This window comes from Clostridium sp. UBA3061 (genome assembly GCF_002367465.1).
Lineage (GTDB): Bacteria > Bacillota > Clostridia > Clostridiales > Clostridiaceae > Clostridium_J > Clostridium_J sulfidigenes.
The window spans coordinates 31,307-48,154 of the sequence record NZ_DFCF01000006.1 but is presented as its reverse complement, the minus strand read 5'-3'; the positions used below and the strand labels follow the sequence as shown (position 1 = coordinate 48,154).

At 29.9% G+C, this 16,848-nt stretch carries 14 protein-coding genes; 12 read left to right on the top strand and 2 right to left on the bottom strand.

From position 1 onward, the window contains the following. Positions 1–10: 10 nt before the first annotated feature. A complete protein-coding gene (locus B2P65_RS04750) occupies positions 11–553 on the top strand; it encodes a GNAT family protein (protein ID WP_346848890.1) in 543 nt (180 codons plus the stop codon). 249 nt (positions 554–802) lie between these two features. Here the strand turns inward: B2P65_RS04750 and B2P65_RS04745 are convergent, their stop codons facing one another. After that, positions 803–1,138: a winged helix-turn-helix transcriptional regulator gene (locus B2P65_RS04745; protein ID WP_150842901.1), complete on the bottom strand. Its 336-nt coding sequence runs from the start codon at positions 1,136–1,138 to the stop codon at positions 803–805. A 405-nt stretch (positions 1,139–1,543) separates the two neighbouring features. Between B2P65_RS04745 and B2P65_RS04740 the strand changes: the two genes are divergently transcribed. The 9 genes from B2P65_RS04740 (at position 1,544) to B2P65_RS04700 (ending at position 13,046) form a co-directional block, all read left to right on the top strand. Beyond that, positions 1,544–3,025 carry an aldehyde dehydrogenase family protein gene (locus tag B2P65_RS04740; RefSeq protein ID WP_346879690.1) on the top strand — a complete coding sequence of 494 codons (1,482 nt, stop codon included), beginning with the start codon at positions 1,544–1,546 and terminating at the stop codon, positions 3,023–3,025. 294 nt (positions 3,026–3,319) lie between these two features. Beyond that, a complete protein-coding gene (locus tag B2P65_RS04735) occupies positions 3,320–5,515 on the top strand; it encodes a DNA topoisomerase III (RefSeq protein WP_346879689.1) in 2,196 nt (731 codons plus the stop codon). Positions 5,516–5,527: 12 nt separating this feature from the next. Continuing rightward, positions 5,528–5,719, top strand: coding sequence for a YwbE family protein (locus tag B2P65_RS04730; protein WP_346848893.1), 192 nt, complete (start codon positions 5,528–5,530; stop codon positions 5,717–5,719). Between the two features lie 239 nt (positions 5,720–5,958). Next, the gene (locus B2P65_RS04725; RefSeq protein ID WP_346879688.1) at positions 5,959–8,850 is read left to right on the top strand and encodes an EAL domain-containing protein; all 2,892 of its coding nucleotides are present in this window, start codon (positions 5,959–5,961) and stop codon (positions 8,848–8,850) included. A gap of 299 nt (positions 8,851–9,149) precedes the next feature. Beyond that, positions 9,150–9,788 (top strand): hypothetical protein, encoded by a 639-nt coding sequence (locus B2P65_RS04720; protein ID WP_346848895.1) that lies wholly within the window; start codon positions 9,150–9,152, stop codon positions 9,786–9,788. A gap of 11 nt (positions 9,789–9,799) precedes the next feature. Further along, positions 9,800–10,348, top strand: a complete 549-nt coding sequence (locus tag B2P65_RS04715) for a hemerythrin domain-containing protein (RefSeq protein ID WP_346848896.1) — start codon at positions 9,800–9,802, stop codon at positions 10,346–10,348. Positions 10,349–10,556: 208 nt separating this feature from the next. Beyond that, positions 10,557–12,260, top strand: a complete 1,704-nt coding sequence (gene hcp, locus B2P65_RS04710; protein ID WP_346879687.1) for a hydroxylamine reductase — start codon at positions 10,557–10,559, stop codon at positions 12,258–12,260. Positions 12,261–12,453: 193 nt separating this feature from the next. Continuing rightward, a complete protein-coding gene (locus tag B2P65_RS04705) occupies positions 12,454–12,633 on the top strand; it encodes a DUF1858 domain-containing protein (RefSeq protein ID WP_035131910.1) in 180 nt (59 codons plus the stop codon). A gap of 95 nt (positions 12,634–12,728) precedes the next feature. Continuing rightward, a complete protein-coding gene (locus tag B2P65_RS04700; RefSeq protein WP_051823985.1) occupies positions 12,729–13,046 on the top strand; it encodes a cupin domain-containing protein in 318 nt (105 codons plus the stop codon). Between the two features lie 136 nt (positions 13,047–13,182). Here B2P65_RS04700 and B2P65_RS04695 read toward each other — a convergent pair whose 3' ends face one another. Continuing rightward, positions 13,183–14,613, bottom strand: coding sequence for a sulfite exporter TauE/SafE family protein (locus B2P65_RS04695; RefSeq protein WP_346848898.1), 1,431 nt, complete (start codon positions 14,611–14,613; stop codon positions 13,183–13,185). Positions 14,614–14,767: 154 nt separating this feature from the next. Here B2P65_RS04695 and B2P65_RS04690 point away from each other — a divergent pair, with 154 nt between their 5' ends. Together B2P65_RS04690 and B2P65_RS04685 are read left to right on the top strand one after the other, a co-directional pair. Beyond that, complete coding sequence (locus B2P65_RS04690; protein ID WP_035131911.1) at positions 14,768–15,454, top strand: response regulator; 687 nt, start codon at positions 14,768–14,770, stop codon at positions 15,452–15,454. A 4-nt stretch (positions 15,455–15,458) separates the two neighbouring features. Then, a complete protein-coding gene (locus B2P65_RS04685; protein ID WP_346848995.1) occupies positions 15,459–16,838 on the top strand; it encodes a sensor histidine kinase in 1,380 nt (459 codons plus the stop codon). Positions 16,839–16,848: the final 10 nt, after the last annotated feature.

The following is a 16,848-nucleotide window of genomic DNA, read 5'->3' as shown; positions in this document are numbered from 1 at the left end:
AGGATATGAAATGATAAGATTAGAACTAATTAAAAAAGAAGATTTATATAAAATTGTGGAATGGAATAGGAATAAATCTGCTAATGATCTATTGCAATGGGCTGGACCTTTATATGAGTATCCATTAACCCTTTCTCAAGTAGAAAAGTATTTCTTAGATGAGAAAAATAAGGAAGTGGTAGATACCTATATATATAAGATAATTTCCATTAGTACAGAAGAAATTATAGGAACAGTGGAGCTGCGTGAAATAGATAGAGAAAATAAGATTGCTAGGGTATGTAGATTTTTAATTGGAAAAGAAAAGGAAAGAGGTAGAGGTATAGGTGCTTTGGCATTAAAGGAAATCTTAAGAAGTGGATTTGAAGATAGGGAATTTGAGAAAATAACTCTTGGAGTTTTTGATTTTAATAAGGGTGCAGTTAGATGCTATGAAAAGGTTGGTTTTGTAATAGAAAAATTATTAAAGGATGTAAGAAAGGCTAAGGACGGTTATTGGAGCCTATATGAAATGTCAATTTTAAAATCTAAATGGACAAAAGAAAATAATTAAATGTTGTACCACTCTGCTACCAATATATTGAGATTACACAAATGTTATAAAAAGTGCCCAATGCTAATTAGCATTGGGCACTTTTTATCCGATGACTACCAGCTCTAATACTCCCATCTCTTTAAAGTTGGAGTAAAGAGCTGCTACGTCCCTGGATAACGATTTCTAAGTATCAAAAATACTGATATTAAGAAATCTGTTTATATGTATTTCTTCAATTATTACATAGATTTAAATAGAAAGATCTAACTAATTTAAATCAGTGTTATCTTCATCCTTTTCTTCAGTATTTAATAAACCAGCATCTAAATATTCACTTCCAAAGGAATGCATCATTTCTAGAATAGGTATGATTTCTTTACCAACTTCAGTTAAACTATATTCAACTTTAGGTGGGACTACAGGGTATACTTTTCTAGATATAAGCTTATCTTCTTCTAAACTTCTCAATTGTGAAGTTAGCATTTTTTGAGTTACCTTAGGTAACCTCTTTTTAATATCACTAAATCTCAAGGTACCATAACTTAAATACCATAAAATTAATAATTTCCATTTACCAGATAGAAGATTTTGTACCACCACCATGGGGCACGTAGAGTACTTAGTTCATTGATTCCTCATATGACATTCTTCATGTCTAGGAAATATGCATAGCAAATTCTTATCCATTATATTCACCGTCCTAATAGTATATTTATAATATTATAGTATAAAAAAGTAACTACATATAAAAAAGTCTATAACATACTCTGCATTATACCATGAATTTTATATATGTTAAATTTTAAATCCACTATTTACATTATTATAAGATTTTCTAATATTATTTATTAATATAATAGTATCATTTATGATACTATGTCACAAAAAGTATAGTTAATGAGAATAAAGTGCCTACTTCCTAGAAAGATATTTTGTGATTATAATAAAATTAAATTAAGAGATAGAAAAAATCTAAATCATTATAAGAATGAACAAGGAGGATTTAATATGAATATAAAATTGCAAGAAAAATATCAACTATATATTGATGGTCAATGGAGAGAGGCTTCTGATGGAGGCGTATTGAAAACTTACAATCCTGCTACTGGAGAATTCTTAGCTGAAATAGCAGATGCTACAGAAAAAGATGTAGATGATGCAGTTAAAGCAGCTGAAAGAGCTTTCATAACTTGGGGAAAAACAACAGTTGCTGAAAGAGCAGATGTGTTAAACAAAATTGCAGATACCATTGATGACAATGCAGAGTATTTAGCTACTATTGAAACTATGGATAACGGAAAACCAATTAGAGAAACTACAGGAGCTGATATACCTCTTGCAGCAGATCACTTTAGATATTTTGCTGGAGTTATTCGTTCAGATGAGGGTAGTTCAACAATGCTTGATGAAAATACTTTAAACATAATATTAAGAGAACCAATTGGGATTGTAGGACAAATAGTACCTTGGAACTTCCCATTCTTAATGGCTGCATGGAAGCTTGCTCCAGTATTAGCAGCAGGGGATGTTTCAGTATTTAAACCATCAAGCACAACTTCATTAAGTGTACTTGAGCTTATGAGATTAATAGAGAATATAGTTCCAAAGGGTGTAATTAATATAGTTACAGGCAGAGGATCTAAAAGTGGAGAATACCTACAACATCATAAAGGCCTTAATAAATTAGCCTTCACTGGATCAACAGAAGTAGGTAGGAAAATTGGACTTTCAGCAGCTGAAAATATCATTCCTGCAACTCTAGAACTTGGAGGTAAATCTGCTAATATATTCTTTAAAGATGCAGATTTAGATATAGCTTTAGAAGGACTTCAACTAGGAATTCTGTTTAATCAAGGACAAGTTTGCTCAGCGGGATCTAGAATTTTTGTACAAGAAGATTTTTATGATGAATTTATAGAAAAAGCAGTTAAAGCTTTTGAAAAGGTTAAGGTGGGTAACCCATTAGATAATAATACTCAAATGGGAGCACAAGTAAGTGAGGCTCAACTTAATAAAATTCTTAGCTATGTAGAAATCGGTAAGAAAGAGGGAGCTAAAGTAGCTACAGGTGGAGAAAGATACACTGGAGGCGATGCTGCTAAAGGTTACTTCATGAAACCAACTCTACTTGTTGATGTTACTAATGACATGAGAGTTGCTAGAGAAGAAATCTTTGGACCTGTAGGAGTTGTTATTAAATTCAAGACAATAGATGAAGTAATTGCCATGGCAAATGATAGCGAATACGGTTTAGGTGGAGGAGTATTTACTCGAGACATTAATAAAGCTATACAAGTTGCTAGAGGTATTAGAACAGGACGTGTTTGGGTAAATACTTATAATAGTTTCCCAGCTGGAGCACCATTTGGAGGATATAAGAACTCAGGAATAGGTAGAGAAACTCATAAATCTGTCCTAGATGCTTATACTCAAATGAAGAATATTATGGTTAATTTATCTGAAAAACCAAGTGGAATGTATGTAAAATAGGTTTAATAAATATATTAAGAAGGCTATGGACTTTGATTCATAGCCTTCTTTTACCATTTCTCTTTATCCGATGACTACCAGCTCTAATACTCCTATCTTCTTAAAAATGGGAGTAAAGAGCTGCTACGTCCCTGGATAAGGATTTCTAAGCTTCAGTGGGAGTAATAACTCACCCTGAAGCAAAGAACTCTCTTTAAACTAAGGTAAAGTATGATATAATACAAAAGATAAGATTTAGCTTAATAAGTTAATAATACTTTATATAGATACTGTAGATAAGAGAGGAAGTAAAAGATGGGAAAAATATTAGTACTAGCAGAGAAACCTTCAGTAGGTAGAGACTTAGCTAAGGTTTTAAAATGCAATCAGAGTAAGGGTGCATACATAGAGGGAAGTAAGTATGTGGTAACTTGGGCACTAGGTCACTTAGTGGGACTACAAGATCCTGAGGACTATGATGCCAAATATAAAAAATGGAGCATGGAAACTTTGCCCATGATTCCAAAGCATATGAAACTTACAGTTTTAAAAAAGACACAAAAGCAGTTTTATGAAGTAAAAAAGCAAATGCTAAGAAATGATATAGATGAGATAGTTATTGCAACAGATGCAGGAAGAGAAGGAGAGTTAGTGGCACGTTGGACAATAGAAAAGGCTGGAGTAAAAAAACCACTAAAGAGATTATGGATTTCTTCTCAGACAGATAAGGCAATTTTAGATGGATTTAAAAATTTAAAACCAGGTAAAGATTATAATAATTTATATAAGGCAGCGGTGTGTAGAGCAGAGGCAGATTGGCTTGTAGGACTTAATGTAACTCGTGCCCTTACTTGTAAATACAATGCTCAGCTTTCAGCAGGAAGAGTTCAATCTCCAACCTTAGCCATGATAGTTCAAAGGGAAGAAGATATTAAAAACTTTATTCCTAAGGATTACTATACAATTACTGCCAAGGCTAAAGAATTTTCACTACAATGGGTTGATAAGAATAATTATCAAAGCACTTTTAATGAGGAAGTAGCTAATAAAACCCTAGTTAAGGTTAGAGGTCAAGAAGCAAGTATTATAGATATAACTGAAAGCCTAAAGAAAAAGCCATCACCTGCTCTTTATGACTTAACAGAACTCCAAAGAGATGCCAACAAAATTTGGGGATATTCTGCAAAGCAGACCCTTTCTATAATGCAAAGACTTTATGAAAATCATAAGATATTAACTTATCCAAGAACGGATTCAAGATATATAACTACAGATATAGTAGCTACACTTCTAGAGAGATTAAGAGCTATATCTATAGGAGTATATAGAGCAGCAGCTACAAATATACTAAAGGGTAAGATTACTCCAAGCAAGAGCTTTGTAGATAATAGTAAGGTATCAGATCACCATGCCATAATTCCTACAGAGCAAAGTCCTAATATGTCTAACTTAAGTTCAGAGGAAAGAAATATTTATGATTTAGTAGTTAAGAGATTTTTAAGTGTTATGATGCCACCTTTTGAATATTTACAAACTAATATAGCGACAGAAATAGCTGGAGAGAAGTTTGTAGCTAAAGGAAAAGTTATAAAATCTAAAGGATGGAAAGCACTATATGATAGAGAAGATATGGAGGATTCTAGCGAAGAAGATGGGTTAAAGGATCAAGTACTTCCAAAGCTGAATATTGGAGATAAATTAAAGATAAACTCTGTAGATATAAATAAAGGTAAAACTAAGCCACCGGCAAGATTTAACGAGGGAACATTACTTTCTGCTATGGAAAATCCACATAAATATATTAATGTTTCAAAGGATGCAGCAAAGACCTTAAATGCAACTGGTGGATTAGGCACTGTAGCTACAAGAGCAGATATTATAGAAAAATTATTTAACTCATTTTCTATAGAAAAAAGAGGTAAGGAAATAGTTCCAACATCTAAGGGGAAACAACTTATAGAATTAGTTCCAAGTGATCTTAAGTCACCACTTTTAACAGCTAAGTGGGAAAGTCAGCTAGAGGATATTAGTAAAGGCAAGGAAGATGCCATGGACTTCATTGTAGAGATGAGAAGATATTCAAGAGCTCTAGTTGAAGATGTTAAAGTCAATGGTAATAAGTTTGTTCATGAAAATGTCACAGGTGCAAAATGCCCTAAGTGCGGAAAATACATGTTAGAGGTTAAGACTAAAACTGGAGTTATGAATGTGTGCCAAGATAGAGAATGTGGTCACAGAGAAGGTGTTAGTAGAACTACCAATGCTCGTTGTCCAGAATGTAAGAAAAAACTTACCATTAAAGGACACGGAGAAGGTCAAATCTATGTATGCCCAGGGGCAAACTGTAACTTTAGAGAAAAGGCATCCCAATTTAATAAGAGATTCGAAAAAGGTGGAAAAGTTGATAAGAGGGATGTTAATAACTATATGAAGAAAATGAAAAAAGAAGCAGAACAAGAAGCAGCTAATGATAATCCATTTGCAGCTCTTGGAGATCTATTCAAGAAGTAAGGAGAAATAACTATGAATGGAACTAAAAGATCAGATATAAAAATAGGCTCAAAGGTCTTAGTAGTAAAGAAGGAAGATCAACGCACTGGAAAATTGACAGAGGGAATAGTTACAAGGTTATTAACTAATTCTTCAGTACATCCAAGAGGTATTAAGGTAATGCTTGAGGGGGGAGTAGTTGGTAGAGTTCAAAAAATTAGATAGAAATGCATTAGGATAGTCATCAAATTTTTAATTTTTGAATATAATTATATTTTTAAAAGAAATTAAAACAGGTTTTAGATTTGTATTTACGAATCTAAAACCTGTTTTTTATAGGAGAAAGTGAAATAAAATTTTATTTCATCATTATAATAAATGTTGCTTTAAGATATAATTTTAAAGTACGATAATTATAGTGGTATGTAAATATATTATTATTTGCAATAGGAAAAGAGGATATGATGAGAAAATTTAAATTACTGTGCGTAACACTAATATTTTTGATAATTACAAACATAGCTATGACGATGATAGCGTTTTCAGATACTGATAGCAAGATAATTAAAGTAGGTTATTATGATTATCCTTCTTTCATTGAAAAAGATAAAGATGGACTTTTTTCAGGGTACGGAGTAGAGTATCTTGAGGAAATATCAAAATATACTAATTGGAATTATGAATATGTATATTATACATGGCCAGAACTATTAGACAAGCTATCTAAAGGAGAGATAGATTTGTTATGTGGGGCTCAGTACACCGAGGATAGAAGCAAGATATATGACTATGTAGAATATTCAAATGGAATAGAACTTACAACTATGTATGTTTCAAGTAAAAATAACAGTGTATTTTATGAAGATTTTGAAGCATTCAATGGCTTGAAAATAGGATTTTTAAAGGAAAGTTTTCAAAATACAGTCTTTGAAGGTTATGCAAAACAAAATAATTTCTCTTATGAAAAAGTATATTATGATTTTGAAGAAGAAATGATAGCGGATATGGAATTAGGTAATGTGGATGCTATAGTTTTAGGAAGCATTTCAAATCAGAATAGTGGTAGATTAGTTGCCAAATGCGATATTCACCCTTTTTATTATATAACGCAAAAGGGTAATAATGATATCACTAATGAACTTAATGAAGCATTAAGGAAGATAAAACTAGATGATTTAAATTTTGATATGAAATTACGAGAAAAATATTATGGTAATAGTATTTTAAATCAACAACCATTACTTACTCCAAGAGAGGTTGACTTTATAAAAAGAAAACCGGTGTTAAAAGTGGCTTATAAAGATTATTTAAGTCCTATAGAATATAGGAATAGTAAGGGTGACTTCTCTGGAATAGTAAGAGATATGTTAGAAGAAATCTCTAGAAAAATAGGTATAGAATTTGAATATGTACAGGTAAAAAATACGGAAGAAGCTATAAAATTAATGGCAAATGGAAAAGTAGATTTAATAGCTAGTGAATCTAGTATTGAAAAAAATACACATTCTAGAGACATTATATTAACTAACCCATATATATCCTTACCTTTAGTTATAGTTGGAAAAGGAGAAGAATATATAAAAACAGAGAATGTGGATATAGCTATACCTAATGATATGAAAATCAACAAAGAAGCTTTTAAAAATAAATTTGGACAATACAACATTGAGTATTACAATGATTATATTAGTTGTATTAATGCAGTTAAATCGGGAAAAGTAGATATAACAGTATTAGACAGCTACACAGCCAATATTGCTATTAGCAGTATAAAAGATAATAATTTAAAATCAATGAATATTGGGAATTTAAGTTATAATATATCAATTGGAGTAAATCCTAATATAGATTCATTAGTAATACCTATACTTAATAAGGCTATTAATGTTATAGATGAAAAAACTAGAGTAGATATTATTATGAAAAATGTAGTACAAGAATCTATTCCAATAAATTTAAAGGTAGTACTAGTTAAATATAGATTAGAAATTATTATTTTTATATCTTTATTAGTAATAATATCTCTTTTGATATTTTTTTATGTAAAACAACGAAGAACAAAGTATTATGAAAAAATGGCATTTACAGATCCACTTACAGGTCTATGGAATGCTAATAAGTTTAAAGTTAGAGCTAAAAAGATACTTGAGACTAATAAAGGAAAATCCTATGCGCTTATATACAGTGACATAGATAAATTTAAGTTTATAAATGATAATTTAGGATATGAAGAAGGAGATAAAATTATTTGTGCAATATCCAATAAATTATACAACTCAATGGGGGAAAATGAAATTTTTGCAAGAGTATCTGCAGATAATTTTTTAATACTTGTAGAATACACAAATAAAAAAGAATTAATTGATAGGTTAACAAAATTTGAAAATATTTTTAGACAATTAGAAAAAGTTTTTGCAAAAAATTATAGGTTAATAGTTGTAAGTGGGATCTATATATTTAATTCTAATGATATAGAGGTTGAAGATATTATCAATAAAGCTAATATAGCACGTAAATCAGTTAAAGGTTCTCATACAAATAAAATTGCCTTTTATGATAAGTGTTTTGAAAATAAAATTATTGAGGAATTAGAAATAGAAAATAAAATGTATAAGGCTCTTATAAATAGAGAATATAAGGTTTATTATCAACCTAAATATGATTTAAATACAGAGAAAATTGTAGGTGCTGAGGCCTTAGTTAGGTGGCAGGATCCTGAGAAAGGGTTAATTCCTCCAGTGAAATTTATACCTTTGTTTGAGAAAAATGGGTTTATAGTAAATTTAGATATGTATGTTTATAAAAGTGTATTGCAGTGTTTAAGAGAAAGATTAGATAATGGAGAAAGTGTAGTTCCAATATCATTAAATGTTTCTAGATTTCATGTTAATAATCCCAATATAGTCAAGGATATTAATGAGTTAGTTAAAAGCTATAACATAGATCCTAAATTGGTAGAGTTTGAATTAACGGAAAGTGCTTTTATGAAAAATGCTGATAGGCTTATAGAAAAAATGATAGGTTTAAAAAAGGTAGGATTTAAAATCTCTGTTGATGATTTTGGATCTGGATTCTCATCATTAAATCTTTTAAAAGAGTTTCCAGCTAATACCTTAAAGATAGATAAAGCATTTTTAGATGAAACAACTAATTCACAGAGGAGTAAAGATATTGTTAAAAGTATAGTTGATATGGCGAAAAATATTAATATGGAAGTAATTTGTGAAGGGGTAGAAACGCGAGAACAGGCTGATTTCTTAAAAGAGATAGGATGTGAAATGGCCCAAGGATATTTATTTGCAAAACCTATGCCTAGGGAAGATTTTGAAGAACTATTAAATGTAAATTATATATAGGATGAATATATAATTTATAAGTTGATATATCATAAAGAGTTTTGATATATTGGCTTTTAATTTGCTTTGGTAACCAATGTTACCGAAATTATAAAGATATTAATATAAACTCATAGATGTAGAGATTAATAAAATATAATCTGCTTATAAAGGTTAATATAAATTAAGCAGGTTAAAATATATTTAACTAAAGGATTATGATTTACAATTATATTGAAACTAGCGTTATAAAGTAATTTCAATATAGAAGATAAACATGATTTGAGTTTTAAAATTATTTAAATGTAGGAGGAGAAAATATGAGTTTATATCTTGGAAAAGTACATTATTGGTTATTTAACAAAATATTATGGTTTGAAGGATTAGAGGAAGAAATAATTAATCTAGCTAAGGAAGAGGGACTAGATGTATCTTCATTAGCTAAGGAGATTAATGAAAATCATGGAGAAAAACTGCCAAATCTTCCTTTAGAAGATATGATAGATACAAGTAATATCCATGGGTGGCTACAAGGGAAAATACATTCAGCAGAGGGAAGAATGGCAGCTTGGACAACTAAATTACTAAATAGTAATGAAAAAGTTAAGGCTAAATTAGAAAATATTTATATTCATCAAGGAATGAAAGCTGCTAAGGAAGTTAAAGAAAAATTAGACCCAGCAAGTAATGCTATGGATATATATGATAGAATAAATGACTATATATTAGATGGAATGCCATGTGATAGAGTGAATGAGGTTCTAGTGTCTACAGAATATATGGTACAGTGGAGTAGAAGAATTTGTGTTCATAAGGACATATGGAATAGAGAATCTGGAGATGTTTCTTATTTCTATAGCTTAAGAGGACTATGGATTAAGGCCTTTGTTAATGAAGTTAATGGTAACTATGAATATGAGGAATTAGGAGATGGAACTCAAATCATTAAAAGAAAGTAGGAGGAGAAAAGATGAATGCTATAGATTTAATGATGGAAGAGCATAAGTATATTAAACGTATGCTTACTGTAGTTAGAAAAGCTACTTACAAATCTCTAGAAGAAAAGAATGTAAATTATGAAGATTTCTATAAGATGATAGATTTCATTAGAAATTATGCAGATGCACATCACCATAAAAAAGAAGAAGTAATTCTTTTTAATAAGATGGTGGAGGAGCTTGGACTTATTGCAGAGAAGACTGTGAAATATGGTATGCTTGTAGAACATGATTTAGGAAGACTTTATATTACAGGACTAAGTGAAGCACTTGAAAATTTAAAATCAGGTAATAAAGAAGCTATATTAGATATTATTGCTAATGCCATTTCTTATACTCATCTTTTAGAAAGGCATATAGACAAAGAAGATAATGTAATATATAAATTTGCTACTAGAGAATTAAAGCAAGAAATCATTGAAAAGGTAAATGCAGAGTGTGTTGAATTTGAAGATGCAAATACTGAAGTTATGAAAAAATATACTTCAATATTAGAGGAGTTAGAGAAAAAATATCTTTAATAATCGGAATAATGAACTTTGAGTACATGAGAGTTTGTGCTTAAAGTTCATTTTATTTATTTTTATTAATATCTAAATTTTATTTGCATATTAAAATATATATTCTTTTGAATTTTGGTAACGAATGTTACCGAATATTGTTTTGTACTTTAGTATACTTTAACTTGTGAAAAGCAATAATAACAATTTAATAGGAGATGAGAAATTTATGTCAATGTTTTGTTATCAATGTCAAGAGACAGCAGGATGTAAAGGCTGTACTATAAAGGGTGTTTGTGGTAAAGATGAGCAAGTTGCAAAGGCTCAAGATTTATTAGTATATGTAACTAAAGGATTAGCTATTGTAAGTAATGAAGGAAGAAAAGTAAATGTTACTGATAGTGTAGTAGATAAATATATTACAGAAAATTTATTTATTACTATTACTAATGCTAACTTCCATAGAGATGCTATTTTAAATAGAGTAAAAGAAACTTTAAAATTAAGAGAAACTTTAAAAAGAAAAGTTGTTAGTGCTGGTGGACAAGTTGGAGAAGTAAAAATAACTGGAGGCTTCTTTAAAAATATTTTTGGTCTACAAAAGAAAGAAATAGTAATGGCAGATGCAGTAGCTTGGACAGCAGATAATACTATAGAATTTGATGCTAAAGCTGAAAAAGTTGGAGTGCTTGCTACAGAAAATGAAGATATTAGAAGTCTAAGAGAACTTATAACTTATGGATTAAAAGGATTATCAGCATATATGAAGCATGCTATGAACCTAAAATATAATGAGAAAGAAATTCATGGATTTATGGCTAAGGCATTAGCTGCAACTTTAGATGATAGTTTAACTGTTGATGATTTAGTAGCACTTGCATTAGAAGCAGGAAAATATGGAGTAGATGGTATGGCATTATTAGATAAAGCCAATACTGAAACCTATGGGCATCCAGAAATAACAACTGTAGATATTGGAGTTAGAAAAAATCCAGGAATATTAATTTCAGGACATGACTTAAAGGATTTAGAGATGTTGTTAGAGCAGACAGAAGGAACAGGGGTAGATGTTTATACTCATGGTGAAATGCTTGCTGGACAATACTATCCTAAGTTTAAAAAATATAAACATTTTGCAGGAAACTATGGAAATGCATGGTGGAAGCAAAAGGAAGAGTTTGAAAAGTTCAATGGTCCAATTCTTATGACTACAAACTGTATAGTAATTCCAGATAAGTCTTATAAGAATAGATTATTTACAACTGGTGCAACTGGAATGCCAGGATGTGCACATATAGAAGCTAATAGAGATGGCATAAAAGATTTTTCTAAGATTATAGAAATGGCTAAAAAGTGTAAAGCACCTACAGAGATAGAAAAAGGACAAATAGTTGGAGGATTTGCTCACAATCAAGTATTAGCTTTGGCTGATAAGGTTGTGGAGGCTGTTAAAACTGGAGCTATAAAAAGATTCTTTGTTATGGCTGGTTGTGATGGAAGAGCCAAATCAAGAAATTACTATACTGAATTTGCTGAAAAACTACCAAAGGATACAGTTATCTTAACAGCAGGTTGTGCAAAGTATAAGTATAATAAATTAAACCTAGGAGATATTGGAGGAATCCCAAGAGTTCTAGATGCAGGACAATGTAATGATTCTTATTCATTAGTTGTTATAGCTCTAAAACTTAAAGAAGTCTTTGGGCTTGATGATGTAAACGCCCTACCAATATCATATAATATTGCATGGTATGAGCAAAAAGCAGTAATAGTATTATTATCACTATTATACTTAGGAGTTAAAAATATTCATCTAGGACCAACATTACCAGCATTCTTATCACCAAATGTTGCTAAAGTTCTTGTAGATAACTTTGGTATTGGTGGAATAACTAATGTAGAAGATGATATGAAAATGTTCATGGAAAGCTAGAATTACAAGTAATGAAGTATTCAAAGGTAAATGGAGTTTACCTTTGAATACTTTTTTTATAAAAATTTTCTATTCTGTAACCTATGTTACCGAATATAGCAGAGTGTTTTAGTATACTTTAACTTGTAAGAGATACTAATAATTTTAAATTATTAGTTATATATAAAAATTCAAATTATAGGAGGAAAAGAATATGATAAATAAAGATATGACAATAGGTGAAGTTATAAGAATGAAAGAAGGAGCTCCTGAAATTTTAATGAGTTTTGGTATGGGTTGCGTAGGTTGCCCATCAGCTCAAGCAGAAACTCTTGCAGAAGCTGCTATAGTTCATGGATTAGACATAGAGAAATTATTAGCTGCATTAAATTAATATCTTTCACATAGATTTTACTTATGTATATATAATAGAACCTTAGTATACAAGTATTATAAGAAGCAAAATAAGTTTGAAAAGAGGAAATAAAAATGAGTTTAGATAAAAATATATTAGTACCTATAAGTATGAATGATATAGATATTAGGACTAAAGTTATAGCATCAAATGAAAAGTTTAAGACTATATTCTTCAACTTTGTAGCAGGGAGTGGTAAGCCTTATCATACTCATAATGGTTATGCATCAATTCAAATATATGAAGGTGATATAACTATGGAATTTAAAACAGGAGAAAAGTTTAGATTAAAAAAAGGTGATTTCCTTCCTTTCGATGCAAGAATAGACCATAGTATAATTGCTGAAGTAGATAGTAAGGTACTAGTAACTATTTCTGAAGTTCTAGATTAAAAAATAAAAGTATAATATTAATAGATGAATTTAGTAAGTGAATTAATATTAAAGAGTTATTTAAAAGTAGATATTATATAAAATGCATATAAAAAAGAAGTATTAAAGGGAAATTTCCTTAATACTTCTTTTTTTATTAATGGCAAGAAAAACCACCATTAAAAAATTGGTTATTAGAATCATTAGAAGGATAATAAAATTCACTATCTATATCATTTTGTATAGTAGAATCATTTATAGAATTTAAATCATCTACTACCTTTATTGTTCCTCTAAGCATGCCCATCCAACAGCTGTAGTTTATGTCTCCAGCGTCTGGAGTAAATTCTATTACATTTTCTCCAGAGGATAGAGTCTTTTCAATATTCATAGATGGAATAACAATTTTATTATTACAGAAGTTAATACTTTCACCATCAATTATAAACTCTGTAGGAATTCCCTTTTGAATATAAACTACATTTGGAGTATATCCTTGATTATTAGCTGCAATCTTTATAACTTGCTTTCCGTTAGAAATTGTTGCTTTACTAGCTGAAGATTTATCGGATATAGTTGTATTATTATTTCCACCTAAAGATAAGGAATTAGGCATTAAATTAACTCCTATTAAAGACAAGCCACGATTAGCCATAATAATACCTAAAATTATGATAATACCACCACTGTATTTAATTAATCTTTTGGAATTTTTCTGACTAAGTACATTAGCAATAGCTCCAAAGCCTAACATTAAAGGAATTGTACCTAGGGCAAAGAAAAACATTGAAGTTGCACCAGCTATGACACTTCCAGAAGCTAGAGCATAAAGCTGCATTGTCTGTAGGGGACCACAAGGCATAAACCCATTTAAAAATCCTACTATAAGAGGGTTTCTAAATTTTTTCTGGGAGTTACAGTTACTCCAAGGAAGCTTTATAGAAAATTTTCTAAGGGCTTTAAAACCATATAAGTTTAAACCCATAATTACCATAAATACACCTGCAACTATTGCTATGAAGCCTTGAACTCCAAAGGAAAGAGAAAAAGCTTTACCAATACCACCTACGATACCACCTAAAACCGTATAAGAAATTAAACGGCCTAAATTATACATAAGTCCAGGTTTAAATTTGTTTTTTTCAGGTACAATAGAAGATGTAATACTTTGGGACATCATTATTCCACCACACATACCCACACAGTGTAGAGATGTGAAAACACCAATAGTAAATAGAGCAATGTAACTAACTTTACTACTTAAAGCAGAAGACATATCAAATACGCCAGTACCTTTGCCAAGGCGTATCATAAGTAAGGCTATAAGGACTATTCCCATAATGGGTAAAAGTTCTGAGTTACTCTTTTTTTTATCACTAGTAACTTTGTAGCCGGATTTTTCAATAGTAGCAACTATGGTAGAATAGGATACTTTCTCAGCATCATATTCAACATGGACGGTTCCCTTAGTATAGTTTGCTTTTACAATTGTAACTCCTGAAATCTTTTTTAAATGTCTTATTATAGTATTCTCGCAAGACGTACATACCATATTATCAATATTTAGGGTTATAGATTTATTAGACAAAATTATCACCTCATACTTAATTTTAAGATAGTAGCTAAAGTATATATTTAAGTTGTGTAGATTTTATGGAGGAATTCTACATAGAATCTTCATAATGATTTATTATAATTAGAAAGTATATTATAATAAGTTTTAAATTAATGGAGGAGTATAGATGCAAGTGGATATACTTATTGTAGAAGATGAAGTTAAAATTTTAGAAGTTTTGGAAGCATATCTAAAGAAAGCTGGTTATGGTGTTATAACAGCAATAAATGGAAGTGAAGCTATATATAAATATAAACAATACAATCCTAGATTAATAATACTAGATCTAATGTTACCAGATATATCAGGAGAAAAAATTTGTGAAATCATAAGAAAGGAATCAGAGGTTCCTATAATAATGTTAACAGCCAAGGTAGAGGAAGAAAGTATCTTGAAGTGTTTTTCTCTAGGGACTGATGATTATATAACAAAGCCATTTAGCCCTAAGCAGGTAGTGGCTAGAGTAAATGCAGTGTTAAAAAGAGCATTGAATTATAAACAGGATAATGTTTTATCCTTTAATAAGGGAGACCTAGTTATAAATTTAGATACTTATGAGGTAAGACAAGGTAATAATTTAGTAGAATTAACTCCTTCGGAGTTCAAGATACTTTTAGCTTTATGTGAAAGTCCAAAGAAAGTATTCTCTAGAGGAGAACTTCTTGATCGAGCTCTAGGGGATGATAGTGATGTTTATGATAGAATAATAGATTCTCATATTAAGAATTTAAGAAGTAAGATAGAGGAAAATAGTAAAAATCCTAAATATATATTAACAGTTCACGGCATTGGATATAAGTTTGGTGGTGAATAATTTGATGAAATTGAAACATAGGCTTACTTTGACTTTTTTATTATTTTCTATGACAATTATTCTTTTAATTAGTTTTTCATCTCATATATTTATGAAAAAAAACTTTAATAGATATCTAGAGGATATTATAGAAGGAAGAAAAAAATCACTGATTAAAGATATAAGTAATACTTATAAAAATGGACAATGGGATAATAAAAATATAGAAGACATAGGGATTGAAGCTATAAATAATGGATTTATTATAAGCATAAAAGATATTTCAGATAATGTAATATGGAGTGCTAAAACTCATAATAGTAGTATGTGTGAGGCAATGATGAGTAGAATGGGTTACAATATGAGCATTGTAAATCCAGGATATAAAGGTGATTATACTGAGGAAGTATATAATTTGAAAATAGATGAAAAATATGCGGGGATTCTTGAAATAGGCTATTATGGTCCCCTTTATTATAATGATTCTGATGTGATTTTTTTTAAAACCTTAGATAATATATTAATTTTTGTGGGGATTTTTTCTTTAGGTATCTCCATATTTATAGGAATTTTAATTTCTACTTCAATAAGTAAACCTATAGGAAGCGTAGTTAAAGCCACAAATTCCATAGCTACAGGCAAATATAAAAATAAAATAAAAGAGGAAAGCAATATAAAAGAAATTAATGAAATGATTAGTTCGGTAAATACTTTGGCTTTTAGTTTAGATGAAGAAGAAAAGATAAGAAAAATCATGACTAAGGATATCTCTCATGAACTTAGGACTCCATTAACTACCATGCAAGGACAACTGGAGGCATTAATAGATGGAATTTGGGAGCCTACAGAAGAAAGGCTGCAAAGTATTCATGAGGAAGTACGGAGATTAAGTAGGTTAGTTGGTTCCTTAGAGCATCTTTCTAGATATGAAAGTGAAGATTTGATTTTAAATAAAAATGAAGTTGATATAAAGGAATTAGTAGAAATGATTCTAATTAATTTTGAAAAGGAACTTCATGATAAAAATATCAGTGTGAACAATAAATTAGAAACTTTTATTATAAATGTAGATAGAGATAAAATTACTCAAGGGTTAATAAACATCATTTCAAATGGAATAAAATATACTGAGCAAGGGGGAATAATTGAAATTACCTGTAATGAAGGAAAAAATATAGCAATAATACACATAAGGGATAGTGGCATAGGAATTTCTAAAGAGCACTTACCTTATATTTTTCAGCGATTTTACAGGGCTGATGAATCAAGAACTAGAGCTACAGGAGGAGCTGGTATAGGTCTTACCATATCAAAGGCAATAATAGAAGCTCATGGAGGAAATATAAAAGTTAAAAGTGAAGTTAATGAAGGAACGGAATTTATAATAGAAATACCTAAGGTATAATAAATTTTAA

What these genes read in the sequence shown, in the direction of transcription:
- B2P65_RS04750 (WP_346848890.1), top strand. Translation starts at nt 11, where the DNA reads ATGATAAGATTAGAACTAATTAAAAAAGAAGATTTATATAAAATTGTG.
- B2P65_RS04745 (WP_150842901.1), bottom strand. Translation starts at nt 1,138, where the DNA reads ATGGTGGTGGTACAAAATCTTCTATCTGGTAAATGGAAATTATTAATT.
- B2P65_RS04740 (WP_346879690.1), top strand. Translation starts at nt 1,544, where the DNA reads ATGAATATAAAATTGCAAGAAAAATATCAACTATATATTGATGGTCAA.
- B2P65_RS04735 (WP_346879689.1), top strand. Translation starts at nt 3,320, where the DNA reads ATGGGAAAAATATTAGTACTAGCAGAGAAACCTTCAGTAGGTAGAGAC.
- B2P65_RS04730 (WP_346848893.1), top strand. Translation starts at nt 5,528, where the DNA reads ATGAATGGAACTAAAAGATCAGATATAAAAATAGGCTCAAAGGTCTTA.
- B2P65_RS04725 (WP_346879688.1), top strand. Translation starts at nt 5,959, where the DNA reads ATGAGAAAATTTAAATTACTGTGCGTAACACTAATATTTTTGATAATT.
- B2P65_RS04720 (WP_346848895.1), top strand. Translation starts at nt 9,150, where the DNA reads ATGAGTTTATATCTTGGAAAAGTACATTATTGGTTATTTAACAAAATA.
- B2P65_RS04715 (WP_346848896.1), top strand. Translation starts at nt 9,800, where the DNA reads ATGAATGCTATAGATTTAATGATGGAAGAGCATAAGTATATTAAACGT.
- hcp (WP_346879687.1), top strand. Translation starts at nt 10,557, where the DNA reads ATGTCAATGTTTTGTTATCAATGTCAAGAGACAGCAGGATGTAAAGGC.
- B2P65_RS04705 (WP_035131910.1), top strand. Translation starts at nt 12,454, where the DNA reads ATGATAAATAAAGATATGACAATAGGTGAAGTTATAAGAATGAAAGAA.
- B2P65_RS04700 (WP_051823985.1), top strand. Translation starts at nt 12,729, where the DNA reads ATGAGTTTAGATAAAAATATATTAGTACCTATAAGTATGAATGATATA.
- B2P65_RS04690 (WP_035131911.1), top strand. Translation starts at nt 14,768, where the DNA reads ATGCAAGTGGATATACTTATTGTAGAAGATGAAGTTAAAATTTTAGAA.
- B2P65_RS04685 (WP_346848995.1), top strand. Translation starts at nt 15,459, where the DNA reads ATGAAATTGAAACATAGGCTTACTTTGACTTTTTTATTATTTTCTATG.